This window comes from Muricoccus radiodurans (assembly GCF_050154705.1).
GTDB classification, from domain to species: Bacteria; Pseudomonadota; Alphaproteobacteria; order Acetobacterales; family Acetobacteraceae; genus Roseomonas; species Roseomonas radiodurans.
In genome coordinates this window covers 221993-240091 of record NZ_CP189561.1, presented here as the reverse complement: position 1 = coordinate 240091, position 18099 = coordinate 221993, and the positions used below count along the sequence as shown (strand labels likewise).

General features: G+C 70.3%; 19 protein-coding genes. 8 read left to right on the top strand and 11 right to left on the bottom strand.

Features of this window, described 5'->3' with window-relative positions; genetic code table 11:
• Window positions 1–6 precede the first annotated feature (6 nt).
• Window positions 7–537: a flagellar basal body-associated FliL family protein gene (locus ACP6CK_RS01240; RefSeq protein ID WP_426956956.1), complete on the bottom strand. Its 531-nt coding sequence runs from the start codon at window positions 535–537 to the stop codon at window positions 7–9.
• A gap of 159 nt (window positions 538–696) precedes the next feature.
• Between ACP6CK_RS01240 and flgF the strand changes: the two genes are divergently transcribed.
• Genes flgF through flgH form a run of 4 tightly spaced genes read left to right on the top strand, consistent with a single transcriptional unit; the run spans window position 697 to window position 4015 of the window.
• A complete protein-coding gene (gene flgF, locus ACP6CK_RS01235) occupies window positions 697–1482 on the top strand; it encodes a flagellar basal-body rod protein FlgF (protein ID WP_426956955.1) in 786 nt (261 codons plus the stop codon).
• Window positions 1483–1514: 32 nt separating this feature from the next.
• Complete coding sequence (gene flgG, locus ACP6CK_RS01230; protein ID WP_426956954.1) at window positions 1515–2300, top strand: flagellar basal-body rod protein FlgG; 786 nt, start codon at window positions 1515–1517, stop codon at window positions 2298–2300.
• A gap of 5 nt (window positions 2301–2305) precedes the next feature.
• Window positions 2306–3256 (top strand): flagellar basal body P-ring formation chaperone FlgA, encoded by a 951-nt coding sequence (gene flgA, locus ACP6CK_RS01225; protein ID WP_426956953.1) that lies wholly within the window; start codon window positions 2306–2308, stop codon window positions 3254–3256.
• Window positions 3257–3265: 9 nt separating this feature from the next.
• On the top strand, window positions 3266–4015 hold the full coding sequence (flgH, locus tag ACP6CK_RS01220) for a flagellar basal body L-ring protein FlgH (protein ID WP_426956952.1): 750 nt from the start codon (window positions 3266–3268) through the stop codon (window positions 4013–4015).
• Between the two features lie 98 nt (window positions 4016–4113).
• Here flgH and ACP6CK_RS01215 read toward each other — a convergent pair whose 3' ends face one another.
• Window positions 4114–4305, bottom strand: a complete 192-nt coding sequence (locus ACP6CK_RS01215) for a CsbD family protein (protein WP_426956951.1) — start codon at window positions 4303–4305, stop codon at window positions 4114–4116.
• Window positions 4306–4395: 90 nt separating this feature from the next.
• On the opposite strand from ACP6CK_RS01215, the gene ACP6CK_RS01210 reads away from it, so the two are divergent.
• A complete protein-coding gene (locus ACP6CK_RS01210) occupies window positions 4396–5145 on the top strand; it encodes an SOS response-associated peptidase (protein ID WP_426956950.1) in 750 nt (249 codons plus the stop codon).
• Here the strand turns inward: ACP6CK_RS01210 and uraH are convergent.
• The gene (gene uraH / locus ACP6CK_RS01205; RefSeq protein ID WP_426956949.1) at window positions 5130–5477 is read right to left on the bottom strand and encodes a hydroxyisourate hydrolase; all 348 of its coding nucleotides are present in this window, start codon (window positions 5475–5477) and stop codon (window positions 5130–5132) included. The two genes, ACP6CK_RS01210 and uraH, sit on opposite strands and share 16 nt — an antisense overlap.
• A 97-nt stretch (window positions 5478–5574) precedes the next feature.
• Window positions 5575–6213, bottom strand: coding sequence for a hypothetical protein (locus ACP6CK_RS01200; protein ID WP_426956948.1), 639 nt, complete (start codon window positions 6211–6213; stop codon window positions 5575–5577).
• Window positions 6214–6340: 127 nt separating this feature from the next.
• On the opposite strand from ACP6CK_RS01200, the gene ACP6CK_RS01195 reads away from it, so the two are divergent.
• A complete protein-coding gene (locus ACP6CK_RS01195) occupies window positions 6341–7609 on the top strand; it encodes a M20 family metallo-hydrolase (RefSeq protein ID WP_426956947.1) in 1269 nt (422 codons plus the stop codon).
• 64 nt (window positions 7610–7673) lie between these two features.
• Here ACP6CK_RS01195 and infC read toward each other — a convergent pair whose 3' ends face one another.
• Window positions 7674–8198 carry a translation initiation factor IF-3 gene (gene infC, locus ACP6CK_RS01190; RefSeq protein ID WP_426959842.1) on the bottom strand — a complete coding sequence of 175 codons (525 nt, stop codon included), beginning with the start codon at window positions 8196–8198 and terminating at the stop codon, window positions 7674–7676.
• Between the two features lie 161 nt (window positions 8199–8359).
• The gene (gene thrS / locus ACP6CK_RS01185) at window positions 8360–10300 is read right to left on the bottom strand and encodes a threonine--tRNA ligase (protein WP_426956946.1); all 1941 of its coding nucleotides are present in this window, start codon (window positions 10298–10300) and stop codon (window positions 8360–8362) included.
• 195 nt (window positions 10301–10495) lie between these two features.
• On the opposite strand from thrS, the gene ACP6CK_RS01180 reads away from it, so the two are divergent.
• Window positions 10496–11413, top strand: coding sequence for an SGNH/GDSL hydrolase family protein (locus ACP6CK_RS01180; RefSeq protein WP_426956945.1), 918 nt, complete (start codon window positions 10496–10498; stop codon window positions 11411–11413).
• Between the two features lie 16 nt (window positions 11414–11429).
• Here the strand turns inward: ACP6CK_RS01180 and ACP6CK_RS01175 are convergent, their stop codons facing one another.
• Window positions 11430–12335: a hypothetical protein gene (locus ACP6CK_RS01175; protein ID WP_426956944.1), complete on the bottom strand. Its 906-nt coding sequence runs from the start codon at window positions 12333–12335 to the stop codon at window positions 11430–11432.
• 440 nt (window positions 12336–12775) lie between these two features.
• Here ACP6CK_RS01175 and ACP6CK_RS01170 point away from each other — a divergent pair, with 440 nt between their 5' ends.
• The gene (locus ACP6CK_RS01170) at window positions 12776–14206 is read left to right on the top strand and encodes a M10 family metallopeptidase C-terminal domain-containing protein (protein ID WP_426956943.1); all 1431 of its coding nucleotides are present in this window, start codon (window positions 12776–12778) and stop codon (window positions 14204–14206) included.
• On the opposite strand, the gene ACP6CK_RS01165 is transcribed toward ACP6CK_RS01170, so the two are convergent.
• From ACP6CK_RS01165 to ACP6CK_RS01150, 4 genes are all read right to left on the bottom strand, one after another.
• Window positions 14196–14411, bottom strand: coding sequence for a hypothetical protein (locus ACP6CK_RS01165; RefSeq protein WP_426956942.1), 216 nt, complete (start codon window positions 14409–14411; stop codon window positions 14196–14198). The genes ACP6CK_RS01170 and ACP6CK_RS01165 overlap by 11 nt on opposite strands.
• A gap of 143 nt (window positions 14412–14554) precedes the next feature.
• Complete coding sequence (purU, locus tag ACP6CK_RS01160; protein ID WP_426956941.1) at window positions 14555–15418, bottom strand: formyltetrahydrofolate deformylase; 864 nt, start codon at window positions 15416–15418, stop codon at window positions 14555–14557.
• 121 nt (window positions 15419–15539) lie between these two features.
• Window positions 15540–15971 carry a CBS domain-containing protein gene (locus ACP6CK_RS01155; RefSeq protein WP_426956940.1) on the bottom strand — a complete coding sequence of 144 codons (432 nt, stop codon included), beginning with the start codon at window positions 15969–15971 and terminating at the stop codon, window positions 15540–15542.
• Window positions 15972–16111: 140 nt separating this feature from the next.
• Entirely contained in the window at window positions 16112–17899 is a 1788-nt protein-coding gene (locus tag ACP6CK_RS01150; protein WP_426956939.1) for a glucan ABC transporter ATP-binding protein/ permease, read from the bottom strand.
• Window positions 17900–18099 lie beyond the last annotated feature (200 nt).

Below are 18099 nucleotides of genomic sequence, written 5' to 3'. Positions count from 1 at the left end.
GGTCGCTCACTGCACCACCATCTCGACGAAGAGGACGTCCAGAACCCGCACCGGGTGCACCGCCAGCCCGGCGCGCGCGCGCAGCTCCTCCCGCAGCCGGTGGGTGCCCTGGCTGCCGCGCAGCTCCTCCGGCCGCATCTCCCGCAGATAGGTCTGGAACAGGTCCATCAGCCGAGGCATGGCGGCCTGCACCGCCGCCGCATCCTCCGGGCGCGACAGCTCCAGCTTCGCCTTCAGGCGGATGAACTGCGCGCGGCGGCCCGTGACGTTCAGGTTCGTCAGCACCTCCGGAAGGTCCATGAAAACCGGCGGCCGGGGCGGCGCCGGCTCGCTCGCGACCGGACCGGCCGGCGGCGCCTGCACGGCCGGCGGGTGCGCCGCGCCCATGCCGAGCATGCTCGGCAGGATACCGGTGAACCAGAGCCCCGCGACGACGCCGATCAGCAGAATCGGCAGCGCGATCAGGACGAGCTTCTTCTTGCCGCTCTTCGCCGGGGCCTGAGCCCCTTCGGCCGCCGGTGCCGCCGCCTGTGCCATGGACCCTTCTGGTCGCCGATCGTTGGGATGGCCGCGATCCTCCGCCACCGCCGTTAACAAAGCCTTCCTGCCGACCCTTCCTGCCCCCCGCCCGGCAGGTTCTGCCGCCACGCCGGCACCGAACGTGCGCGCACCCCGCCCGAATCCCTGGCACAGCGGTTGCGCTACCCCCGTCACGACCCCGTCGAGACGAGGCAGATGGACAACCCCGGCTACATCGCGCTCTCCCGGCTCGTTGCGCAGAACCGCGCGACCGCCGTGCTGGCGCACAACATGGCCAATGCGGAAACCCCGGGCTTCCGCGCCTCCCGCCCTGTCTTCGCGCAGTACCTGGAGCGCCAGCAGAACACCGCCGCCGTGCCCGGCGGCCGCGACGTCGCCTTCTCCTGGGACCGCGCCACCTGGCGCGACGCCACCCCCGGCGCCGTCCAGACCACCGGCAACCCGCTGGACGTCGCCATCAACGGGGAGGGCTACTTCACAATCCAGACCCCGCAGGGCGAGCGCTATACCCGCGCCGGCCACTTCACGATCGGCGGGGACGGCCAGATCGTGGACACCGAGGGCAATGCCGTCCTCGACCACGGGGGCAACCCGCTGCGCGTCGGGGCGAACGACACCCGCCTGACCATCCGCGGCGACGGCACCCTGAGCAGCGAGAACGGCGAGATCGGCCGCATCCGCATCGTCCGCTTCGCCGACACCCAGCGCCTCGTCGCGGAAGGCGACCGCCACTTCGCCGCTGCCCCCGGCCAGGCGCCCGAGACGATCGACCGCCCCGCCCTCGTCCAAGGCGCGCTGGAGGGCAGCAATGTCCGCCCGGTCCTCGAACTCACCCGCCTGACCGCGGAGATGCGCGAGTTCCAGTTCGTCGCGCAGTTCGCCGAGAAGGAAGGCGAGCGCATCGGCAACGCCGTCGAGCGCATCCTCCGCCGCCGCAGCTAGTGCAGCGACCCAGAGACACAAGGAAACACACCATGCGCGCACTCTGGACCGCCGGCACGGGCATGATGGCCCAGCAGACCAATGTCGAGGTCATTTCCAACAACATCGCGAACATGAGCACGACGGGCTACAAGCGCCGCCGCGCCGAGTTCCAGGACCTCATCTACCAGAACATGCGCCGCGTCGGCTCGCAGTCGAGCGATACCGGCACGACGCTGCCGGCCGGCGCGCAGGTCGGCCTCGGCGTCCGCACCGCCGCCATCTACCGCATCCACGAGCAGGGTTCCCTCCAGCAGACCGAGAACCGCTTCGACGTCGCCATCCGTGGAAACGGCTTCCTGCAGGTGCAGCTTCCCTCCGGCGAGACCGCCTACACCCGCGACGGGACGCTCGGCCTCTCCCCGGAAGGCGTCATCGTGACGGCCGAGGGCTATCCGGTGGCCCCGGGCATCACCATCCCCGCCAACGCCCGCGACGTGACGATCAACGCGAACGGTGAGGTGATGGCGAAGCTGGACGGCCAGACCGCGTCCCAGAATGTCGGCCAGATCCAGCTCGCGGTCTTCCCGAATGAGGGCGGGCTGGAGGCCATCGGCGACAACCTGCTTCTCGCCACACCATCGTCCGGCGCTGCGCAGCAGGGCGCGCCCGGTTCACCCGGCTTCGGCAACGTCATGCAGGGCTTCGTCGAGACGTCGAACGTGAACGTCGTGCAGGAGATCACCTCCCTCATCACCGCCCAGCGGGCCTACGAGATGAACTCGAAGGTGATCACGGCATCGGACGAGATGCTCTCGACCCTGGCGCGGCTGCGGTGATCGCGATGCGCCGCCTGGCTCTCCTGCTCGTCCTCCTCGCCGGCACGGCGCAGGCGCAGGACCTCGCCATCCTCCGCCCGCAGGTCACGGTGGAGGACGCGCAGATCCGCTTGTCCGACCTCTTCGACAATGCTGGCCCGAACGCGTCCCGCGCCATCGGCCCGGCGCCGGCGCCGGGCCGCCGCATCGTCGTGGAGCCCGCCCAGCTCTTCGCCATCGCACGCGCCAACGGCGTCGCCTGGCGCCCGCTGACCGGTGCCGACAGCGTCACGGTGGAGCGCCCCGGACGCGCCATCGCCCGCGACGAGGTGATGGACCTTCTCCGCGCCGACCTCATCCGCCTCGGCATGGACCGAGACACGGAGCTGGAGCTGCCCGGCTTCTCGCCGCCCCTCGTCCCCACTGCGGCCTTCGCGCAGACGACGATCGAGGGCCCGACCTACGACACCGTGACGAACCGCTTCGCCGCCACCCTCGTCGTCGTGGCGGACGGGATGCCCACTCAGCGCCTCCGCCTCGCCGGCCGCGCCCTGGCGACCGCCGCGGTCGTTGTCGCCACCCGTCGCCTCGCCCTGAACGAGACCGTGCGGCCGGGCGATGTCCGGGTCGTCCGCCAGCGTGCCGAGCGCGTCCGCCCCGGCCTCGCGACCAACCCCGCCCAGGTCATCGGCCAATCGCTCCGCCGCCCGGTCGCAGAGGGCCTGCCCTTCGCCACGAACGACCTTTCCCTCCCCGCCGCCGTGGAGCGCGGCGCGACTGTCACGATGCTGATGGAGAGCCCGGGGATGACGCTCACCGCCCAGGGCCGCGCCCTGGAACCCGCCGCCCGCGGTGCCGTGGTGCCCGTCATGAACCTCGCCTCCCGCTCCATCGTGGAGGCCACCGTCATCGGTCCCGGTCGGGTCCGTGTCGCTTTCGGCGGCGCCCCAGTCGGCACCGTCCCCTCCTACCGCTGAGGAATCCTCATGCGTAAGACCGCCCTCTTCGCCGCCCTCTCCGTGACGGGCGCCCTGCTCTCCGGCTGCGGCACCGCCGAGCGCCTGTCCCGCATCGGCCGCGCGCCCGACATGGCGCCAATCGCCGACCCCACGCGCGACCCGAACTACCGTCCGGTCTCCATGCCGATGCCGGCCCCGCAGGACGCGCGCAACCTCTCGGCCAACTCCCTCTGGCGGCCGGGCAGCCGCACCTTCCTGCGGGATCAGCGTGCCTCCGCGGTCGGCGACATCATCACCATTCTCGTCTCCATCCGGGACCAGGCGGAGTTGCAGAACACCTCCGAGCGCTCGCGCGAGAACTCCGAGAGCATGGGCATTCCCCGCATCCTCGGCCTGGACTCCTCCTACGCGCGCTTCTTCCCGCAGGGCTTCGACCCGTCCCGCATGATCGAGGCGAACTCGAACAACGGCTCCCAGGGCACCGGGCGCATCCGCCGGAACGAGGCGGTGACAATGCGCGTGGCCGGGACGGTCACGCAGGTGCTGCCGAACGGCAACCTCGTCGTCACCGGTCGCCAACAGGTGCGGGTGAACCACGAGATGCGGGACATGCAGCTCACCGGCATCATCCGCCCTCAGGACATCGCGAGCGACAACACGGTCCAGCACGATCGGCTCGCCGAGGCGCGCATTTCCTATGGCGGCCGCGGCACCGTCAGCGACGTGCAGCAGCCCCGCTACGGCCAGCAGATCCTGGACGCGATCCTGCCGTTCTGAGGGCCGTAGAACCCGGGCGCGGCATGAGGAGTGCGCGCCCGACAATACGAAAGGGCGGGTGGCCCGTAGCCACCCGCCCCTTCCTGCGATCGCTGGGATCAGGCCTTGTCGACCACGTCCCGGGCGGCGTCCTTGGCTCCGCCGACGGCGTTCTGAACCTTGCCCTTGGCGCGCTGCGCGGCACCCTCGGCCTCGGTCTTGGTGTCGCCGATCGCGGCGCCCACATTCTCCTTGATGGCGCCGGCCACCTGGTTCGCGGCGCCCTTGATCCGGTCGCTGTCGATCGCCATGACCCGTCTCCTTCGTCCGTTGCGGTCGGGGGTAAAACGCGGGCTTCGGCGGCGAGTTGCCGCGAGCCGGGGTAACGGAGAGCAACCGGCATGTGCGGCCGCTATTTCGCCCAACGCGATCCCGATCGGCTCGCGGAGTATTACCGCCTGAACCGGACGGAGCGGCCGCTACCGAACTTCGCCCCCAACTGGAACGTCGCCCCGACGCAGGACGGCCCGGTGATCCGGCGCAACCCGGAGAGCGGCGAGCGACAGCTTGATCTTCTCCGCTGGGGGCTGGTCCCGCACTGGGCGAAGGATTCCAAGGATGGCGCCCGCCTGATCAACGCCCGCGCGGACGGCGTCGCCGAAAAGCCGTCTTTTCGGGAAGCCTTCCGCAAGCGCCGCTGCCTCGTCCCGGCTGACGGCTTCTACGAGTGGCTTTCCCCGGCGGAGGCGAGATCGAAAGACCCGAAGCAGCCCTTTGCCGTCGCGCTCAAGAACGGCGACCCGATGACCTTCGCCGGCCTCTGGGAGAACTGGAAGGACCCGGACGGCAACTGGCTCCGCACCTACTCTATCGTCACCACGGACGCGGCCCCGAAGCAGCAGCCCCTGCACCATCGCATGCCCGTGATCCTGCCGCGCGAGGCCTGGCCCGCCTGGCTCGGCGAGGAACCCGCCGAGGCGGAGGCGCTGAAGGCCCTTCTCCGCCCCTGCCCGGACGAATGGCTCGCCGCCTGGCCTGTCAGCAAGCGCGTGAACAAGGTCTCCGAGAATGACGCCTCGCTGATCCTGAGGGACCCGACCGCGAACGCGCCGCCCGGCCTCGACGACCCCTCACCTTACGAGCCGCGATAGGTCGAGTAGGACCAGGGCGAGCAGAGCAGCGGTACGTGGTAGTGCCCCTGCCCCGCCCGCAGGCCGACATTCAGCGCGACGACGTCGAGATAACCCGCCCCCTCGCCCCGCGCTGCGAAATACGCGCCCACGGCGAAGCGCAGCTCGTACCGCCCCTCCACGAAGCGCTCGGGCGGCAGCAGCAGTCCGTCCGTCCGTCCATCGCCGTTCGTCACGCCGCGCACCACCAGCTCCGGCGACGGGTCCATCCGCCACAGCTCCACCGTCATCCCCTCGGCCGGGATGCCGTTCGCCGTGTCCAGCACATGCGTCGAGAGCGCCGACTGCTTCATTCCGCCATCTCCGTCACTGCGTCTTGCGTCCACTCCGCGGGGCGGGGGGCCTTTCTGGACGGACGGTACAAACCCCGTCCCGACGCGGCACCGTGCCTCAGATCGGCTCCGCCGGCCCACGGTTCCGTGGCGCTTCCACCACCTGCCGCCAGCTCACGCCGGTCAGGTCCCCCGGCCCGTTCGCGTCCAGCCAGCGCGCCACCGCCCGGTCCAGCTCCGTGTCGGTGAAATGCTCCCGCAGCGCTTCGAGATCGAGCGCCGCTCGGTTCACCCGCTCCGCCTTCCACACGAGCGGCAGATTCGCCGCCACCGGCACGGCGGGCGGCACGGGCTTGGCCGCCACGACCTCCGGCGCGGCCGCCCCGGCCATGGCGGGCGGCGTCGCGGCCACGGGGGGCGGGGGTGCCGCCGCACGGGTCAGCAGCGCCTCCACTCGCGCCAGGGCACGCTGCAGCGGCCGTGACACCTCCTCGAAAAATCCGTCCGCGGCCTTCTGCGCCGCACGCAGCGGCCCGCAATCCGCGGTCTTGGTGGACCGGGTCTCGGCGATGGCGGCCTTGATCTGCCCGGCGAAGCGGAATGCCCGCGCCGCTGCATCCGCGTCCGGCAGCGGGTCCGGCACCCGCTCCAGCGCGGCCAGGATGGCGTCCCGCCGCGCCACCAGCGCCGCGTTCGCCTCCGCCAGCCGGGGCGCCACATCCCCGGCCTCGATCCCGAACAGGTTTTCCCGCGCCACCACGTCCTCCCCCGGCCACGGGTTGATTCCACCCGCCCGGCCGCTGCAAACAAGCCCGCCGTCCACGCCCTGGCCCCATCGCGGCCCGCCGCGTGCATTCCCCGACGAGCCGCCAAGAGGACCCGTCATGAGCGCCAGCACCGCCCCCCACCTCGTCGCGGCCGTCAGCGAATCCCGCCAGTGGGACCGGCTGATGCAGATGGCGGAGCTCGGCGCCATCACCGGCGCCGATGGCTCCCCTGGCGTCAACCGCGCCTGCCTCACGCCGCTGGACCGGGAGGCCCGACGCCTCCTGATCCGCTGGGCCACGGATCTCGGCCTGACCGTCTCGGTCGACGAGCTCGGCAACCTCTTTCTCCGTCACGAGGGCACGGAGCCGAACGAGGCCCCGATCCTGACGGGCAGCCACATGGACACCCAGCCCAATGGGGGCCGCTTCGACGGCATCTGGGGCGTCATCGCCGGCCTCGAGGCCGTCCAGGCCATCCGCGAGGCCGGCGTGCAGACCCGCCGCTCCATCGAGATCGTTGCCTGGACGAACGAGGAGGGCGGCCGCTTCGCCCCGGGCTGCATGGGCAGCATGGCGTATGCCCACTTCAAGCCCGCCGACACCTGGGACGCCGTGGCGGATCCCGAGGGCGTCACCTTCCGCCAGGCCCTGGACGAGCACCGCTCCGCCGAGGCCGACCTCCCCCAGCGCCCCCTCGGCGGCAAGCCCCACGCCTATGTGGAAGCCCATATCGAGCAGGGGCCCCGCCTGGAGGCGGAGGGCTTCGACATCGGCGTCGTGACCGGCATCCAGGGCAGCCGCTGGTTCATCGTGGAACTGCGCGGGGAGACCGCCCATGCCGGCACTGCCCCGCTCTCGCTCCGCAAGGACGCGGTGCAGGACATGATCCGCGCCGTCACTGCCCTGAACGCCCTCATGACCGACCCGACCGACGTGCTCCGCTTCACTGTCGGCCGCATCGAGGTGCAGCCCAACACCTCCAACTCCGTCGCCGACCTCGTCCGCTTCACGATCGACTTCCGCCATCCGGACAAGGAGCTGCTGATCACCAACGGTGACGCGATCGAGAACACGATCGCCACGGCCATCAAGACCTGCGCGGTGACGGTCACCGAGCGGTTCCACGCCCTGCCCGTGGAGTTCGACGCCCTGGTGACCGACGCAGTGGAAGATGCGGCGACCGCGCAGGGCCTGAAGACCCTCCGCCTGCCCAGCGGCGCCTTTCACGACGCGCAGTTCATGGTGCCGCTCTGCCCCACGGGAATGATCTTCGTCCCCTGCCGCAAGGGCATCAGCCACAACCCCGCGGAGTACTCCGAACCCGGCCAGCTCGCCGCCGGCGCCCGCGTCCTGGCCGCCACCCTGGCGAAGCTCGCGAACGCCTAGCCCCAAACGCGAAGCGCCCCGGGTCTCCCCGGGGCGCTTCGGCCGTCCGCTCTGGGCGAGGCGCCTATTTCGGCGCCAGCACCATGATCATCTGGCGGTTCTCCAGCCGGGGCATGGATTCCACCTTCGTCGCCTCGGCCATCTCGGTGCGAATGCGCTCCAGCACCTTCGCGCCCAGCTCTTGGTGGGCCATCTCGCGGCCGCGGAAGCGAAGGGTGACCTTCACCTTGTCGCCCTCCTCGATGAAGGTCTTCATCTGCCGCATCTTCACGTCGTAATCGTGGTCGTCGATGTTCGGACGAACCTTGATCTCCTTGATCTCCACGACCTTCTGGCGCTTGCGGGCCTCGTTCGCCTTCTTCTGCTGCTCGTACTTGAACTTGCCGAAGTCGGTGATCTTGCACACCGGCGGGTCGGCGTTCGGGCTGATCTCCAGCAGATCCATGCCGGCGTCATAGGCGCGGAGCATCGCGTCGCGCGCGCTCATCACGCCAAGCATCTCGCCGTCCTGGTCGATCAGGCGCACCTGCGGGGATCGGATCTCCTCGTTCACGCGCGGTCCGCTACGGGCAGGAAGCTGGTTCGGAATCGGGCCTCTGGCCAGGGTGGTCTCCTGTGGAAGTGAAATCAGGGGATTTTATGGTGCGCGTCCGGGCCGACTGCAACCGGTTCCTCACCTGCCCGGTCGGGCGGGGTTCCCCCGCCCGACCGGGAATAGAACGCAGGCGGCCGGATGCCCCGGCCGGGTGGTTACGCGGCCGGGCGCTGGTCCGGTGCCGCGGCCTCCGCCGCCAGCCGCGCCGCCGCCTCGGCCAGGGTCACCGTCTCCTGCTCCCGTCCGGGCAGGCGGCGCAGGACGAGGTTCCGCTCCTCCGCCTCCCGCCGGCCGACCACGGCCAGGATCGGCACCCGCGCCTCAATGTGTTCGGCGACCTTGCGGTTGATCTTCTCGTTCCGGATGTCCACCGCCACCGACAGACCGGCCGCCCGCAGGGCCGCCGCCGCTTCCTCGGCATAGGGGGCAGCGTCATCCACGATGGACGCCACCACCACCTGCACCGGAGCGAGCCACATCGGGAAGCGACCGGCATGCTCCTCGATCAGGATGCCCAGGAACCGCTCGAAGGAGCCGAGGATGGCGCGGTGGAGCATGACGGGCCGGTGCTTCGCCCCGTCCTCGCCCACATATTCGGCGTCGAGCCGCTCTGGCAGCACGAAGTCCACCTGCAGCGTCCCGCACTGCCAGTCCCGGCCGATCGCGTCCCGCAGCACGAATTCCAGCTTCGGGCCGTAGAAGGCGCCCTCCCCGGGGTTCAACTCGTACTCGACGCCGGCCGTCGCGCAGGCTTCGCGCAGCGCCCCCTCGGCCCGGTCCCAGGTCGCGTCCGTGCCCGCCCGCTTGGCGGGCCGGTCGGAGAACTTCACCCGGAACCCGGTGAAGCCGAAATCCCGGTAGATCGAGGCGAGGAGCTCCACGAAGCGCACCGTCTCGGCGGCGATCTGGTCCTCCGTGCAGAAGATGTGCGCATCGTCCTGCGTGAAGGCCCGGACCCGCATGATCCCGTGCAGCGCCCCGCTCGGCTCGAAGCGGTGGCACGCCCCGAACTCCGCCATGCGCAGCGGCAGTTGCCGGTAGGACCGGATGCCCTGGTTGAAGATCTGCACGTGGCAGGGGCAGTTCATCGGCTTCAGGGCGAGGACCCGGTCCTTCTCGGACTCATCCTCCACCGTCGCGATGAACATGCTTTCCCGGAACTTCTCCCAGTGGCCGGATGCCTCCCAGAGCCGCCGATCGAGCAGCTGCGGCGTCTTCACCTCGTCGTAGCCGGCCGCGTCCAGCCGCCGGCGCATATAGGCCTCGACCGTCCGGTACAGGCGCCACCCCTTCGGATGCCAGAAGATGGACCCCTGCGCCTCGTCCTGGAGGTGGAACAGATCCATCTCCCGCCCGATCTTCCGGTGGTCGCGCCGCTCCGCCTCTTCCAGCTGGTGGAGATGCGCGTCCAGCTCCTTCTGGTCGCGCCAGGCCGTCCCGTAGATGCGCGACAGCACGGGGTTCCGGTGGTCCCCGCGCCAATAGGCCCCCGCCACCTTCATCAGCTTGAAGGCCGTGCCGACATCGCCCGTGGAACGCATGTGCGGCCCGCGGCAGAGGTCCAGCCAATCGCCCTGGCGGTAGATCGAGATCACCTCGCTTTCCGGCAGGTCACGGATCAGCTCCGCCTTGAAGCGCTCGCCCCGCGCCTCAAAGAAGCGGATCGCCTCGTCCCGCGGCCACTCCTCGCGCACGAAGGCGGCGTTGCGGGCGATGACCTCCCGCATCTTCGCCTCGATCGCCGAGAAGTCCTCGGTCGTGAAGGGCTGGTTGCGGTGGAAGTCGTAGTAGAAGCCGTTCTCGATCGCCGGGCCGATCGTGACCTGCGTGCCGGGAAACAGCTCCTGCACCGCCTCCGCCAGCACATGGGCGGCGTCGTGCCGGATCATGCCCAGCGCCTCGGGGTCCTTGCGCGTGATGAACCGCACCTTGGCATCACCGGCGATCGGCTGAGACAGGTCGCGGAGCGCCCCGTCCACCTCCATCGCCAGCGCCGCCTTCGCCAGGCCCGGTCCGATGGACGCGGCCACGGTGGTCCCCGTCACCGCGCCATCGAAGGAGCGGACGGAACCGTCGGGCAGCGTGATCGCGGGCATCGGAGACAGGAATCTTTCAGGCTTGGAAGGGCCGGGACCGATGGCAGGCGCCCCCGCCCAGGTCAAGCCGCGGCGGTGCATCGCAGGCCCGGGCGCCCAGCGCGCCCCCTGATTTAGGTCATATCATTGACTTTTCCAGGCACACCGGGAAGCCTGTCCATCGGCGGCACAACGCTGCCGCCAGGGAGAAACGCCATGTCCCGCCGCATCGCACGCCTCGCCGCCTTCGCCCTCTCGGCCATCCTCGCCGGTCCTGCGGCGGCCGAGCCGATCTACGTCTTCGGCGACAGCCTCTCGGACGGCGGCAACAACTTCACCCTTCGCAACGGGGCCAGCCCCCGCCCTCCCTATGCCGAGCGATCCTCCAACGGCCCGGTCTGGGTGGAACTGCTCGCTCCCCTGATCGGCGCCGAAACCCCGGTCGCGAGCCGCCGGGGCGGCACGAACTACGCCTATGGCGGCGCGACCAGCGGCACGACGGTGGTCTACCGGGCCAATGGCAGCGACGGCACCGACCAGCTCGCCCAGTACCTGGCGGCCCACCCGGCCGCCGACCCGGCCGCCCTTCACGTCGTGTGGCTCGGCGCCAACGACCTCGCCGCGATCTTCCGCGCGGAGGGCGTGGACGGCCCCCAGGCCACGACCGCGATTCAGCAGACGGTCGGGAACGTCGCCACCCTCGTCAGCGCCCTGGCCGACCGGGGCGCGCGGCGCTTCCTGCTTGTGACCGTGCCGGACCGCGGGATCGTCCCCCGCTACGCCCTCGACACCCCGGCAATCGCCGCCAACGCCACCGCCCGCAGCGTTGCGCTGAACGAGGCTCTGGTGCCGGCGATCCGCGCCATCGCCGAGCAGCGCGGCCTGGAGCTGCGGGTCTTCGATGCGTTCGCCACCTACCGCGCCGTCGTGGCCGACCCCGCCCGGCATGGCTTCACCGAGGCCCGGCAGGTCTGCTGGCAGGGCAACACGACGGGCGAGGGGACCCAGTGCCCCGACCCCGCCCGCTTCTTCTACTGGGACCCCGCCCACCCCACCACGGCGGGCCACCGCGTCCTGGCCGAGGCCGCGGCGCAGGTCATGCGCGCCCCGCCGCTGGTGGCCGCGCGCCCCTGACGGGCGCCGCCGCTGCCTAGTAGGCGAAGCGGAACCGGGCCGCGACGTAGCCGTGGAAGCGCTTCTCGAAGGATTTCCAGGACATCGGCCCGAACTTGTTCGTCCGGTACCAATCCCCCCAGGACCAGAGCGTCAGGTCCACTTCGTCCCCGTTTCCGCGGGGGACCCTGTCATCGATGACGTGGTTTCCGGGGCTGCCTCCCACCCAGGGGTCGGCGGCATCGTCGGTCCAGCTTCCCCCGCCGTAGCCGTCCCCGCGGAACCCCACCCAGCCCACGTCCAGGCCGGGCCTCAGGCCCCAGCTGTCGCCGAGCATGACCCAGTGATTCGCGAAGACGGCGTTCCCCTTCCCATCCCCGTCGATCATCTCGGCCTCGATCAGCAGGCAGGTCCGCATCCCCGCGGCGTGGCAGTCCAACGCCTCCTGCAGCGTGTCGCGCCCTTCGGTCAGCAGGACGCTCGTGTTGTTCCGAGCGTTGACGTAGCCGCACTTCTCGAACCAATCGGCCAGGTCCTCCGGCATGGTGATGCCGCCGACCAGATCGTCCACGTCGTCGTAGTCGAAGACGTCATTCTCGGAATCCCGCAGGCTGGCGAGGGTGACCCAGTCGACCGCCGCCACCTTCTCCTTCGTGTCGCACTCCCGGCAGTCCGAGCTGGGCTCGACATCGAGCTTCCCGAGCTTCGCCTGCCCACGCTCATACATGTCGATGGCGTATCGGACGTACATCTCCGGGTTGTCGAGCAGCACCGACCGCAGCAGGGAGGCCGGGCCACAGAGGCTCGAGACGGCCTGGCGGATGCTGTCGGGGTCGGCAATCCGCTGCTCCAGCGTCCGGATGAACTTGGCCCGGGGGATCTTGGGAAAGGCCCCGTTCCCCGTTCCGGTCTTCAATGCGGCCATGCGGGCAATGATCGACACGCGCGGCTCCCTCGGCCGGCCCGCGATCGGCACGCGGACCCCAGATGGTACCAGCCTAGCGCTCCCGGCCCGCGCCCCTCAACACCGCGCGCCAGCCGCCCGTGTCGCACACGTCGCGCGCCCGGCCGCTTCCCGCCCCAGCGTGGCCGGAGCGGTGCTGCCGTCCGCGACCGCCGACCCAGCTCAGGTTCGTCCGGCAGAATGCCTTTCGGACATTATTCCTGACCACCTTTGGCGCGCAGTCCGCCAACTCGCGAATCGAGGGAGGATCCGGCCAATTCGACCACCCGCAGTTGCGCCGACGTCGGCGCGGCCACTAGCTCGCACCGCCCGCGGTAACGCATGGCGTCCGCAGGCCAGGGGAAAACACGCGCTTTCTTTCAAGGAGCGCAACGGGGGAGGGCGCGGCACCGGGTGCCGCCGCCCGAAGGAGTACGCGTATGGCCATCCTGAATGTCGGTGCCACCCAGACCTACAAGACGATCGCGTCCGCCGTCGCCGCCTCGCATGACGGGGACACGATCGCCGTCCAGGCCGGGACCTATGTGAACGACTTCGCCACGATCACGACCAAGATCACCATCCAGGGCGTCGGCGGCATGGCGAACCTCGTCGCCACCGTGGCCCCGCCGAACGGCAAGGCGATCCTGACGACCAACACGGACGTGACGGTCGACCACCTCTCCTTCTCCGGCGCGCATGTGCCGGACGGGAACGGTGCCGGCATCCGTTACCAGGCCGGCAACCTGACGGTCACCAACTCCTACTTCCACGACAACGAGAACGGGATCCTCGGCAACCCCGTGGCGAACGGCCACATCACGATCCAGGATTCCGAGTTCGCTCATAACGGCAGGGGCGACGGCCGCACCCACAACATCTATATCGGCGAGATCGCCTCGCTCACCGTCGAGGACAGCTACTTCCACGACGCGGTGGTCGGGCACGAGATCAAGAGCCGGGCCCATGTGAACACGATCACCGACAATCGGATCTACGACAACTCCGGGAACGCCAGCTACAGCATCGACCTGCCGAACGGCGGCAACGCGGTTATCTCCGGCAACGTCATCCAGCAGGGGGCGAACAGCCAGAACCCCGCAATCATCCACTTCGGCGGGGAAGGCACGCCCTACGCCGGCTCGTCCCTGAAGATCAGCGACAACCTCGTCGACAACGACCTCACCTCGGTCAGCACCCGGCTGCTGCTCAACCAGACGGCCTACACCGCCCAGGTCACCGGCAACGACGTCCAGGGGCTGACGAGCGCGCAGATGACCAACGGGCCGGCGATCGTCTCGGGCACCACCACCCTCACGACCGAGCCAGGCCTCGATACGTCCTCGCCGTGGAGTGCCTCCCCGGCCCCGACGCCAACTCCCATTCCGACGCCAACTCCGACCCCGACTCCGGTTCCGGGCATCAGCCGCATCGGCACGGCGAACGGCGATACCCTGGCGGGCGGAGATGGGAACGACACCCTGTCCGGCCTGGGCGGCCGCGACATCCTGACCGGCGGCGCGGGCGCGGACACGCTCATCGGGGGCGCTGGCCCGGACAAGCTCACGGGCGGCACCGGCGCCGACCGCTTCGTGTGGTCAGGCCTGACCGACAGCCCCCGCAACACCATGGACCACGTGTGGGACTTCCACCGGGCCGAGGGCGACCGCCTCGACTTCTCGGCCTTCCACGTGACCTATGTCGGAACCAACGGCCACCCGGGCGACGGCGAGGCGACCCTCGGCTGGCGGGTCACCAACTCCGGCCACGACACGCAGCTCTTGCTGGACGTCAATGGCGACGGCAGCAACGACTTCGCGGCGATCGTGCATGGGGTGACGTCGCTCGGCGCGGGCGACTTCATCCTGTAGCGGCGGTCTGCGCCGCCGGCCGGCCGCCGATCCGCGAGAGGCGCCGCAGGCAGGCCCGGCAGGTGACCTGCGTGCCCGCCGGGTCGGCCCATTCCGATCCCGCGCCGGGCTCCGTCGCGCAGAGCGCCATGCGGCAGTTCGGCGTCACCGCGTGGAAGACGGAGGTCTGGCCAGGGGGCGGAGGCCCCGACTTCCGCACGGCCATGAAGCTGCGACCCGCCACGACGATCAGGGGCGCCCGGTCCGGACGTCCCTGAGACCCGCGTGGACCCTCCGGGACAGCCTCGGCGACGTCCCGGCGGGTCTCCGGTCTGCTCTCAGGTTCTTCCCGTCCCGGCATCACCGGCCCTAATCCCGGAATACCACGGTCCGCGACCCGTTCAGCAGCACCCGGTCCTCCAGCCACCAGCGCAGGGCGCGGGACAGCACCCGCCGCTCGATATCCCGCCCCTGCCGGATCAGGTCGTCGGGCGTGTCGGCGTGCGAGACCCGCTCCACGTCCTGCTCGATGATCGGTCCCTCATCCAGGTCGGCGGTCACGAAATGGGCGGTGGCGCCGATCAGCTTCACGCCCCGCGCATGGGCTTGGTGATAGGGCCGCGCGCCCTTGAACCCCGGGAGGAAGGAGTGGTGGATGTTGATGCAGCGCCCCGCCAGCTTCGCGGCCAGCCCGTCCGAGAGCACCTGCATGTAGCGCGCGAGCACGACCAGCTCCGCCCCGGATTCCCGGACCAGGCGCCAGACCTCGGCCTCCTGCTCCATTTTGGTCTGCCGCGTCACGGGCAGGTGGTGGAAGGGTACGTCACCGAAATCCAGACCCGTATAACCCTCCCGCGGGTGGTTCGAGATGATCCCCACCAGCTCCATCGGGAGCTCCCCGATGCGCCAGCGATACAGGATGTCGGCCAGGCAGTGGTCGAACTTCGAGACCATGACCATCACCCGCCGGACCCGCGCCCGGTCCCGGAAGGACAGCGCCATCACGAAGCGCTGTCCCACCTCCTCCAGCGCCGCGCGCAAGGCCTCGGCATCCAGCCGGTCCTCCGGGTGGTCGAGCGTGATGCGGGCCAGGAAGCGGCGGCTCTCGGTATCGTCGTACTGCTGCGCCTCCCGAATGTTGCCGCCATGCTCGAAGATCGTGGTGGCGACGGCGGCGACGATCCCCGGCCGGTTCGGGCAGGAAAGGGTCAGAACGTGCTGGGACGGGGACAAGCGGGCGCTCCGCGGCAAGGCGGCGCCTCATGCCACCCCCGCGCCGTGAAGCCAACCGCGCGCGAATGGCCCCGGCCCGGGGGACGGTCCTGCCCCGATCCGGGGTAGGTCGCCGGCGCCCTCAGGCGGTGGCGACGTACTCCTTCAACGCCTCCGCCTCGGCCACGGCCGCATCGATCCGCGCCTTCACCAGATCGCCGATCGAGACCATGCCGCAGAGGACCCCGTCCTCCAGCACCGGCAAGTGGCGGACCCGTCGGTCAGTCATCAGCGCCAGCGCTTCCGTGATCTTCGTCCCGGGCGTCACGGTCGCGAGGGAGCGGGTCATCATCTCCTCGGCCGGCAGGTCAACCGGCAACTCCCCCGCCGTGGCAAAGGCCCGGACGATGTCGCGCTCGGACACGATGCCCAGAACGCGGCCGTCAGGGTCCCGCACCAGCACGGCGCCGATCCGGTGGCGCGTCAGCGTCCGCGCCACCTCCCGCGCCCGGTCTCCGGGAAGGACGGAGATGACGTGGCTCCCCTTCCCCCGCAGGATCGTCGCGATGGTCATGGCGGCCTCCTCAACAGGTCTGGGTGACAGACCCTGCCAGCCCTGAACCCGGAATTACAAGGACGTCATGTCGCCGACCGGTCACGGTCCGGCGACCGCGACGAGGCTCCCGGGTCCGGAGGCCCAGAAGCCCCGGTCCCTCAGGCGGCGACCGGCGCCGCCGCCTGCTTCGTCTCGGACGCCCCGGCCAGCTGCGTCCGGACCAGGTCGGCGAATCGCCCGCCCTCTGCCACCAGACCGGCGAAGGTCCCGCGCTCCACGATCTTTCCCTGCTCGAAGACGAGGATCTCGTCCGCATCCCGAATGGTGGAGAGTCGGTGCGCGATGATGAAGGTCGTGCGCCCCTCCATCAGCGCCTTGAGCGCCTTCTGCACCCGCGCCTCCGTCGCCGCGTCGAGGGCCGAGGTCGCCTCGTCGAGGATGAGGATCGGCGGGTCCTTGAGAAGAGCCCGGGCGATGGAGAGCCGCTGCTTCTGCCCGCCCGAGAGGCTCGTGCCCCGCTCCCCGACCGGCGTCTCGTAGCCCTGGGGCTGGCGCATGATGAAGTCGTGCGCCTCCGCCATCCGGCAGGCCCGCTCGATCTCCTCCGAGCTTGCCTCCGGCCGGCCGATCAGCAGGTTCTCCACGATCGTCCGGTTGAACAGCATCGCGTCCTGGAACACGACGCCCACGTTCCGCCGCAGGCTCTCCAGCGAGATGTCGCGCAGGTCGTGCCCGTCGATCGTGATCCGCCCCTCGATCGGATCCCAGAGCCGCTGCAGCAGCGACATGGCGGTGGACTTGCCCGCCCCGGTCTGGCCCACCAGGGCGATCGTCTTCCCCGGATCGGCCCGGAAGGACACGTCGTTCAGGATCCGGCCGCCGCCTGGATACCCGAAGGCCACCCGTTCGAAGACCACCTCCCCCCGCACCCGCGGAAGGTCCACCGCATCCGGCTTCTCCGGCACGCTCGACCGGGCATCGAGAACGGAGAACACCTCCCGCAGCCCCGGCACCTGCATCAAGAGCCGGGATACGAACCCTACCGCCCCTTCCAGCCGCCCGATCAGCAGGTTCGCGAAGCCCATGAAGGCGACGATCTCGCCCACGCTCGCCTGCCCCCGCATATGCAGCCAGGTGCCGAGCAGGAAGATCGAGATCACCGAGAGGGACGACGCCGCCCGCGTCAGCACCGAGACCACGGCCCACCAGTTCAGCACGGGGAACTGGTGGTCCAGCACGCGCCGCATGATGTCGCCGAAGAGCTTTGCCTCCGCGTTCAGCCGCGTGAAGGACTGCACTACCACCACGTTCGACAGCGCGTCCTGCGCGCTGCCGGCCAGCTGGGTGTGCAGCCCTTCCACGGTCTCCTGGGCCTCCTGCGTCTTGCCGATGACGTAGGCGGACACCGCCGCGAAGACGACGACGAGCACCATCAGCACGATCGACAAGCGCCAATTCATCAGCACCGTCATCGGCAGCAGCACCACCAGCCCCACGAAGGTGGTCAGGTGCTCTCGGAAGAAGGATAGCCAGATCGCGAAGAGGTGATCGGTCCCGACCAGCATCACCTTCATCAACCGGCCGGACTGCGTGTCCCCGTGGAAGGAGAGCGGCATCGCCAGCACGTGCTGAAAGTAGCGGTGCATCACCGCCAGCCGGTTCCGGTGCGCCATCCGGTCCGCCAGGAGGGACACCGCCACGTTGGCCGCGATCCCCGTCAGCCCCACCGCGGCCCAGACCACCAGCAGCGAGATCGCCTTCCGCCAGACCTCATCGGGCGGCAGCCGGTCCGCGCCGGACAGCACGTCCACCACGCGCCCGAACAGCACCGGCTCCAGGAACTGCAGCCCGGCGAGCGCCAGCGCCGCGAGCGCCAGCCCGATCGCCACCCACCTGTCCGGTGCCAGCAGCCCCAGCACCCGGGCGTAGGTCTGGACGAACCCCATGCGGTAGCATCCTCCGCGAGAACGCGCCGCAGGGTCACCCCGCCGGCGCTGCCGCCTCCCCCAAACATCGCCGCTGAGGCCCGGGCGTTTCACGCCGGCGCGAAGAAGCCGCGGCGACATCCCGGCCCCGCCGGCGCGCGGAGCGATTCGCGCGTCATGGCGCCAGTCGCGGGCCGCTCTTGCAACCCACGATGCCGCGC